Annotated in this window: 5 protein-coding genes; all 5 read right to left on the reverse strand. The window is 62.8% G+C overall.

What is annotated here, in order from left to right; genetic code table 11:
- Positions 1 to 318: 318 nt before the first annotated feature.
- A complete protein-coding gene (locus ACCD03_RS25140) occupies positions 319 to 1,476 on the reverse strand; it encodes an SLC13 family permease (RefSeq protein WP_045204025.1) in 1,158 nt (385 codons plus the stop codon).
- Positions 1,477 to 1,617: 141 nt separating this feature from the next.
- Complete coding sequence (locus tag ACCD03_RS25145; RefSeq protein WP_325650541.1) at positions 1,618 to 2,154, reverse strand: helix-turn-helix transcriptional regulator; 537 nt, start codon at positions 2,152 to 2,154, stop codon at positions 1,618 to 1,620.
- Positions 2,155 to 2,681: 527 nt separating this feature from the next.
- The gene (locus ACCD03_RS25150) at positions 2,682 to 5,921 is read right to left on the reverse strand and encodes an error-prone DNA polymerase (RefSeq protein ID WP_413413241.1); all 3,240 of its coding nucleotides are present in this window, start codon (positions 5,919 to 5,921) and stop codon (positions 2,682 to 2,684) included.
- 7 nt (positions 5,922 to 5,928) lie between these two features.
- Complete coding sequence (locus ACCD03_RS25155; RefSeq protein ID WP_413413242.1) at positions 5,929 to 7,512, reverse strand: Y-family DNA polymerase; 1,584 nt, start codon at positions 7,510 to 7,512, stop codon at positions 5,929 to 5,931.
- Positions 7,445 to 8,401: a translesion DNA synthesis-associated protein ImuA gene (gene imuA, locus ACCD03_RS25160; protein WP_413413243.1), complete on the reverse strand. Its 957-nt coding sequence runs from the start codon at positions 8,399 to 8,401 to the stop codon at positions 7,445 to 7,447. The genes ACCD03_RS25155 and imuA overlap by 68 nt, the downstream gene beginning before the upstream one ends.
- Positions 8,402 to 8,763 lie beyond the last annotated feature (362 nt).

The following is an 8,763-nucleotide window of genomic DNA, read 5'->3' on the forward strand; positions in this document are numbered from 1 at the left end:
CCCCGCCCTGGGTGCCTCCCCCGGTTCCCCCACCAAACATCCTCACCCGGTTTGTTGCTTCCGCGGGGGCGGCCCCCCGCGGGCGCCCCCAGTACTTTACGGGCTAGCCTGCGGGCGGGTTCTCGACGCAGAAATCGATGAATGCATGCACGTTGGCAGGCAGGTAGCGCGCGATGGATACAGTGCGTAGAGCGCAAAGCGCTCCTCCGACCAATTAGGAAACAGATCGGCCAGCTGACCGCTACGCCGCAGCTGTGCTTTCGTACCGAGCGCCATCACCTGGACCAGCGTCATGCCCGATTAGGATGCCGTGCCAGCCTAACGCAGCCACATCAGCCACGCGTACACGATGCCTGCCGCAGCCAAGAGAAACGGCATCGAGTACGCGTGAAACACCCACCAGGCACGGCGGTCGCCCAGCATGCGTAACGCAATCAGGTTGGCCAATGACCCAATCAGCGTGCCAAATCCGCCCACGCTGACTGCAAAGGCAATCATTGGCCAGTCATGTGAATACTCTGCCAGCAGGATTGCCGCCGGCACGTTGCTAATGATCTGCGACACGCCAATGCCAGCCCAGTACAGATGCATGGGATTGCTCAACGCCAGCGCATCCAGCGCCTGCCGCACGATGCCAAGCTGCGCCACCAGCCGCAGGTCAATGAACATCAGCATGAACACGAGAAGGAGGCCCCAGTCCACCCGGGCCAGCACATAGCGCGCGCCGATCAGGTACAGCCCGATCAACCCGGCCGCCGCCACCAGCGGATGGCCCAGATCGGTCAGCACCAGAAATGGCACGTACAGCACGAGCGCCGGCACCAGCAGGCGCTTGTGCAATTCCACGTCGGTGGCTTCAGCATGCAGATGGATTTCGTGCGAGGCGAACGCCAGCCACGTCACCAGCAGAAGCAACGCCATCAGGAGCACGACCATCGGCGTCATCTGCCAGACAAATGCGCCAAACGACAGCCCGGATTGATGCCACAGGAAGAGGTTTTGCGGATTGCCGATCGGCGTGAGCGCGGAACCCGCGTTGACCGCCAGCGCCTCGAATATCACTAGCCGCGCCACCGGCAGGCTGGCGACCTGCCGCAAGCCGACGGTGAGCGGCACGATCACGAACAACGCCACATCGTTGGTCAATACGGTCGACAACGCCGCCGAAGCCGCTACCAGGCTGAGCGCCAGCACACGCTCGCTGCTGACGACTTCGACGAGGCGCCGGCCGAGCAACTGCAGCATGCCGCTGGCCTCTACCGCCTTGGTCAGGATGAGCAAACCGGCCAATGCGGCAATGGTGTGCCAGTCAATCAGCGCCGGATATTCAACGATGCGCTTGGGAGCCGCGAGCGTCAGCGCGCCGCAGATGGCCAACAGCGCCCAGAAGAAAACGTCTTGTTTGAGGTTGTGCCAGAACGGCGGATGTTGCGGTACGGCTTGCGCCATGTGCGTGCGTGGCGGATCGCCGTGCATAGGAAAGGAGAAGGAAACGTTAGCGCAAACGCGCACAAACCAACCGGGCGCGGCTTGCCGGGCCGATTGTAGTGCGACTGCTTCCTGCGCTCAATCGCAAGCCGGGCGCTTGCGTGCCCGGCCTATACCAGAGGGATCCGCTTACGACTCGCGCGAACCCGAACCGCCGCCCGGGCGATCTGAACCACTGGACGAACCGCCAGCGCCGGGCTTGTCCGAAGACGTCATGCGCGAGCGATCCTCGGCGCCGCTGCCCGCATGGGGGGCACCTTGCTGGCCCGCTTGGCTGTGCGAGGCACCTGGGTGATAGGCGGACTGCGGATGGCGCTCCGGCCCGCGATACTGGCCTGCCAGGCCATGTCCGCCGCCCGTGCCGCCCATCGCGCCATGCTCCGAACGCTCGTGGCCAGCTTCCGCTCCGCCGCCCGCTTGCGTTGGCTGAGTCGGATGATTGGCAATCACGCGCTCGATCTCGGCAACGGCTTCTCGCGGCGCCAGAACGACCTCCAGCCCCAGCGCGCCGGCCACGGCCATCAGCGTCGACAGGCGGGGATCGGCACGACCGGATTCCGCGCGCAAATACGCTTCGCGAGAGATACCGGCCATCTTGGCGACATCTTCCTGTTTGAGCTTGCGCGACTTGCGCAGACTGTGTAACTGCTTGAAAGGCTGTTCCATCTGTTCGCTCCTGCACCTGAGATGGGAAACACCGCCGGGTCTGGACCCGATCGATGGGCTGAAAATATGCGGGTCGGGTGGCTGCACCTTCGTCCGCGGTCATACACAGCAGCACGGCAACGGTGGCGGTGTCATCTATGCACGCCGTTGCACACGTTTTTGGGGGCGGCCTCCGTGATGTGTTTTCTACAGAGTAGACGTAATTTCGACTGCACCCAATATTGACGCGTGATGAAAGCGCATCTCATCAACCCTGCTTATGGTGACAAGGCGCCTTGAGGGTCAGTTCCCTTACAGATGCCGTTTTCTTCGCTTGCTGGGGGTTTTTGTGACGCTTCAAGCGCAAATCCTTGCATCCGCACTACGTTTCGTCGATCCGCGCTTGCCCTATCCGCCAATTGGAGGGTGCACGGCGGAAGTGAATCGCCTGAGCCCTCTGCATCACGGTGAGGCGACTGCGCGTGCCTCTCGTCACGCAATTGCCGTGCCGAAGGTGACGCGGCGGTCAGTTGGCGGTCGGACAGGAATTAATGGAAGTCGCGACTGAAAGTGGCAAGGCGCCCCAGAAGTGGGGTCAAATCCACCAGATGCTGAGCGACAAGGTGTCGGGTCTCGCGCTCACATTGCCATTTGCCGTAAACGCCCAGCAACTGGGCGTTCAGCACTTCACGTCGCTGACGCTCGATCAAGTGCGGCCAGAGGATGACGTTGATGGCGCCCGTCTCGTCTTCAATGGAAACGAAGATGGTGCCGTTGGCCGTGCCCGGCCGCTGCCGAACCGTGACAATGCCGCAAGCGCGCGCCAGTTGCCCGTTGCGATAGCCGGCCAGCGTGGCGGCGGTGGCAAAACGCATGCGTTCGAGCCGCCCGCGCAGCAACCCTACCGGATGGCTCTGTAACGACAACCCCAGGCTGCCATAATCCGCCATCACCTCTTCACCAACGGGCGGGTCTGGCAGCTCGAGCGGCGCCTCCACCGGCCGGGCCTGGCGCAGCAGCGCGTGATCCTGGCCGGGCTCCTGCAGTGCGAGCGTTTGCCATAGCGCCTGACGACGGTGGCCGGCCAGCGGCTTGAGCGCATTGGCTGCAGCCAGCACGTTCAGGTCATGGCGGTCGAGGGCGGCGCGATGGGCTAGATCCTCCACGCTGGTAAATGGCGCCTGGGCGCGAGCCGCTTCGATGCGTTCGGCGGCCGGTTTGCGCATGCCCCGAATGCGATTCAACCCGAGGCGGATGTCGGGCTGCACAATGCCACCGTCACCGGCCTCGCCGTCGGTGCGGGGATGAAGCGTGCTGTCCCATACGCTGGCCGTCACGTCCGCCGGCAGCACGCGCACATGGTTGCGCCTGGCTTCCTGCACCAGTTGCGACGGTGAATAGAACCCCATGGGCTGACTGTTGAGCAACGCCGCAAAGAACGCCGCCGGTTCGTGGCACTTCAGGAAGCTGCTGACGTAGGCCAGCTTCGCAAAACCTGCCGCGTGGCTTTCGGGGAAGCCGTATTCGGCAAAACCTTCCATCTGCTTGCACAGCGCTTCAACAAAAGCGGGGTCGTAGCGCCTCTTGACGACCATCGCATGCACCAAGCGCTCCTGATGCTGTGTGAGATTGCCCTTGCGCTTCCAGGCAGCCATGTCGCGGCGTAAGCGGTCAGCATCGTCCGGAGTGAAATCGCCGGCCTTCATGGCGATCTCCATCACCTGCTCCTGGAAGATCGGCACACCCAGCGTGCGTTCAAGCACGGCTTTCACCTCGGGCCCTGGGTATGTCACGCAATCGGTGTTGCCATTGCGCTTCGCCTCGCGCCGCTGCAGATACGGGTGCACCATGCCGCCCTGGATCGGCCCGGGCCGTACGATGGCCACCTGGATCACCAAGTCGTAATACTCGCGTGGACGCAGACGTGGCAGCATCGATTGTTGCGCACGCGATTCGATCTGGAACACGCCGATGGTTTCGGCGCGGCAGATCATGTCGTAGGTTTTCTTGTCGTCATCGTGCAGGTGCTGCATGGCGAGCTTGCCGGTTGCGCCATAGTGCTCGCGTCGTCCGGGCAACGCGTCAAGCATATCCAGCGTGCGACGAATGGCTGTGAGCATACCCAGCGCCAGCACGTCCACCTTCAGCAAGCGTAGCGATTCAAGATCGTCTTTATCCCACTGGATGACGCGACGGTTTTCCATCGCCGCATTCTCGATTGGCACCAGGCGTGAAAGCTTGCCCTGCGCAATCACGAACCCGCCCACGTGTTGCGACAGATGGCGCGGAAAACCACGCAACTGATCTACCAGTTGCGCCCAGCGCAGCACCAACGGCGACTCCGGATCCAGGCCTTGCTGGCCTGCCCGCTGCGCAAATTCCTTGCGGCTATCCCACCACGCCTGCCCCTTGGCCACCTGCTCGATGATCCCAAGATCAATGCCCAACGCGCGACCTACGTCACGCAGTGCGCTACGCGTGCGATACGTGATGAGTGCGGCCGCCAGCGCGGTACGTGTCACGCCGTACTTGTTGTAGATGTACTGGATGACCTCTTCGCGGCGCTGGTGTTCGAAATCGACATCGATGTCGGGCGGCTCATTGCGTGCACGCGAAAGAAAGCGCGCGAACAGCGTGTTGCCGCTGTCCGGGTTCACCTCGGTAATCCCCAGGCAATAGCACACCGCCGAGTTGGCCGCCGAGCCACGCCCCTGGCACAGGATCCCCTTGCTGCGCGCAAATTTCACCACGTCATAGACCGTGAGGAAGAAGGGCTCGTAACCCAAGTCGGCAATTAGTCCGAGTTCATCCTGGATCTGCGCGCTCACCTTCTCCGACACGCCGTTTGGATAACGCTTTGCGGCACCGGCCAACGTTTCAGCAAGCAGGTATTCGGCCGGCGTCATGCCTTCCGGCACGACTTCGCTCGGATATTCGTATTCGATCTCGTCAAGGGAAAAATTGCACAACGCCGCCAACTCCATCGTCCGGCGCAGGATCTTGGCACCGCGCTTGCCTTGATAGAGAAACGCGAGTTGCATGCGCGTGCGCATCGCCTGTTCAGCGCTGGGCGCAAGTTCCAAGCCGCACTCAGAAAGCGGCTTGGACAGGCGGATGGCGGTCAGCACATCGTGCAGCGGCTTGCGTTGACGCGTGTGCATCTGCACGCCGCCGGTCGCGACCATGGACACATCGATCTGTTCCGACAACGCCGCAACCGTGCCGCGATGGCGGTCATCCGCGTGCCGCAGCGGCAACTCCAGCGCAATGGATAGCCGATCACCGAACACGCGCTGACACCACCATGCCTGAGCCAGCAGTTGCTGCGGGTCGGGATCGTAGTCCGGCAGCAGAATCGCCAGACAATCGGGCACGCCGCGCAGGTGAGCGAGTTCACCTTGGGGCGCGGCCAAATCGTCTGCCAGCAAGCGGTACTCGCCCTTCGGTGCCGCCAGCCGCGCGTGCGTGATGATCTCGCTCAGGTTGCCGTAACCCTCGATGTTCTGCGCCAGCAGCACCAGCCGCAGCCAGGGTTCGCCATCGGCATTGCGCACCGTAAAACGGCTGCCGATGATGAGCTTCAGTTCGTGTTCCTTGGAAGCCACAAGCGCTCGCGCGGTGCCTGCCACAGAACATTCGTCGGTCAGCGCCAGCGCTTGATAACCATACAGCTTAGCGCGCTCCACCAGTTCGTGCGGATGCGACGCGCCGGTCAGGAACGTGAAGTTGCTGATGCAATGCAGCTCGGCATAGTCGGGCAGACCGGGGAGTGGCGTGGGCGAAGTCATGACGTGCTTAGCCAAACAAGCCGTGCAGATACCAGCGGGCGTCCTCGTCTGCCGCATTGGCTTTGCCAGCGGAAACGCGTTCGCGATACACCCAGTAACGCTCGCCTTTTTCTCCGGCGGCGATGAAGTAATCGCGCTTGATGAGGTCGTCGTCCCACCAGCCGGATTCAATGCGCTCGGGCATCGACACCAGCCGCAACAGCCCGCGGTAATACGGATAATTCTGACGTGTCAGCAGCGGGATGGGCTTCTCCAGCAGCCACAGCGGGCGCTCCGGCTGCTGCGCATGCCACTGCGCCAATGCTTGACGCGCGGCCGCACGGCTCTGTGCGGTGGTTGCGGCATTTACCTCGACCCAGTGGTTGGCGCGCTCAGGGCGATGGTCAGCGCACGGCTGCGGATGACGCACGTTCTCAGCACCCAGGCGGGCGATCAGCGTGTCGATCAGGCGTGCTGCATCTTCAGCGCGACCACCGGGCTCGGGAAACAGCGATTCCGTAGGCGGCGCGAGCGGCGTAGCGTCGGTCACCGTCAGGCGCAGTTCAACCACCGGGGCGATCAGCGTGAGCCGATGCACGCGCTCATGCAGCACCCGCGACAAGTGCGCCAGCGTGCGAACCGGCTGTGCCAGCGCGATCTCCACCGGCGTGGACGAAGCGGCATCTTCACTGCTCCGGCCGCGCCGGCGTTCGTGCTCCAGCGTGAGCCGATACGTCTTGGCACCCAACTGAAGCGCCGACAGCCAGCCGACCAGCTGCAACAACAATTGCTCCGAGGCTGCCAGCACGCCCTCCGCGTTATCGATGCGGCCTGGCAATTCCAGCTGCACATCGAAGCGCAACGGGGCGGTAAACCACGCGAAGCTCTCGTGCCCGTTGCCATAAGCGGCATCGAGCGTATCCACCAGCAACGGCCCGCAGCGCCGCCGCAGGCCGCTACGCGGCAACTCGCGCAAATCAGCTAGCGTGCGACAGCCGAGGCCTTCAAGCCAATCGGGCCGCGTGAGCCGGGCTACCACGTCGACGGGCAATTGATCAAGCAACGCCGACAACCGCTCCTGCCGCACCGCCCTTCGTGCACACCTTTGACGTGCTGTCGTGCGACGACGCCCACGTATCGGCGTCGGCTGTGCACTGGCAAGCCATGCCGCACCGCGTGCCGTCGGTCCGGTGCCAAGCTGCGGCATAGCGCCCAACCGAACCGCGCAATACTTCACTGCCCGACACAGCGCGCGATGTCCGCCGAACAGGCGCAAGCTGGCCTCGACCTCCAACAAAACCGTCGTTTCTTCCACCACGTCCAACGTGACATGCGGCGTGAATGCCAACAGCGCCAGCGCCAGCGATTGCAGCAACCGTGCCTCGGCCGCCAGATCGCGATCAAGCTGTATGGCGTGCGGCACCAACGCCTGCGCACCTGCCCGGCGCAGGCCTGCGTGTACGCCTTCGCGCATCGCTAAGCGATTGGCCGACACCACGCGCTCCTGCTCCAGCACCACGACCGGCAAAGGCAGTGCGGTTGGGTCAGACCACCGGGGTCGAAGCACGTCGAGTGGGAGACGGGGCAGATGCACCGCGATCCAGAACGGCATGATCGGGAGTGTTTTGATCGGAAACGTCCGACAAAGCGTTGAACGCAACAGAAGACGAAGGAGACGAAAGCGCGGCCAGCAATTTCGCTGTGGCCGGATCCATGATGAACGGCTCGACCGATGGCACAGGCAACGGTCGCACGGAAGCGCGACCGGCCCGAAGCGGATCCGCCAACGGCAGTAGCAACGGAGATTCACGCAACGGCCCACGCCGCTTGTGGAAGAGAATGGACAGCGAATCGGCGCCAGCCGGTTCCAGCCCCAGCCTCAGCACCGCTGGCGACGACTCACGCTGCGCCTGAGCTGGCCGGAACACCCAGATGGCGCTCTCTCCCGCCTGGGCCAACACTTGCAGCCTGCGCAACTCTCCTGGGCGAGCCTGGTTCAGCCAGATCAGCACACCATCGAAAGCCTTGCAGCGTAGAACCTGCTCGGCTGCCCACAGAAGATCAGCTGGCTTGTCAGCGCGCACCCAGACGATTTGTTCAGGAGAGAAATCCCAGCCCACCAGTCTCACTGCATTCGGCAGATGCGGCGGAGCAATCAGCGCAATGCGCCCTGCATCCGCGCACAACGTAGACAACGCCGGGCGCAGCAACCTGCATTCACCAATACCGGATTGGGGGCACAGCAGTTCGGTCAATCCGCCGAGGGGCCAGCCACCACCAGGCAGCTCGACATTCAGCGAGTCATACCCAGTGGTCAAAACGCGCCCGTCGCTTCGCGCCAGACGGCCTGCGCTCCACAGAGCCGGATGCAGCGCCTCCGGCAATGGCACCGTCGAGGCTTTCGGCATAAGCGCACGCTCCCCAGACACCGCGCGTCCAGCGAGGACGGGGCATTCCGCCACATCTTCGGCGATGACAAGAGACGGGGACAACGCAAACATGGAAACGCCAAAGCAAGCCAGTGGATACTGTATGAATATACAGTATCACAACTTTCCTTCAACGCGATCTAGTTTTGCTTGTGCGTTGCAAGGCGGCGATAGCCACCTCAAACACTAGTTTGAAGAGACTTTGAAGTAGGCTTCGCCCAAATATCGAGGGAGGTCCGACAAAAAAAGCGATCTACAAACCTCTTTTTGAGGCCTTTTGTTTTTGTGCGATGGAGGTGGGATGTTGCCGGGGTCTGGCTGGCGGATCGATGCGGCAGGTCAGCGGAGAAGCGTTCACGCAAAGACAAACACCCCAGCTCTTTGATGGAGCTGGGGTGTTGATGGGAGAGCCTGGCGATGACCTACTTTCACAC

The organism is Ralstonia sp. Ralssp135, from assembly GCF_047304345.1.
In the GTDB taxonomy this organism is placed as follows: domain Bacteria; phylum Pseudomonadota; class Gammaproteobacteria; order Burkholderiales; family Burkholderiaceae; genus Ralstonia; species Ralstonia chuxiongensis.

Coding starts and splice junctions, on each gene's coding strand:
- ACCD03_RS25150 (WP_413413241.1), bottom strand. CDS start 5,921: ATGACTTCGCCCACGCCACTCCCCGGTCTGCCCGACTATGCCGAGCTG.
- ACCD03_RS25140 (WP_045204025.1), bottom strand. CDS start 1,476: ATGCACGGCGATCCGCCACGCACGCACATGGCGCAAGCCGTACCGCAA.
- ACCD03_RS25145 (WP_325650541.1), bottom strand. CDS start 2,154: ATGGAACAGCCTTTCAAGCAGTTACACAGTCTGCGCAAGTCGCGCAAG.
- imuA (WP_413413243.1), bottom strand. CDS start 8,401: ATGTTTGCGTTGTCCCCGTCTCTTGTCATCGCCGAAGATGTGGCGGAA.
- ACCD03_RS25155 (WP_413413242.1), bottom strand. CDS start 7,512: ATGCCGTTCTGGATCGCGGTGCATCTGCCCCGTCTCCCACTCGACGTG.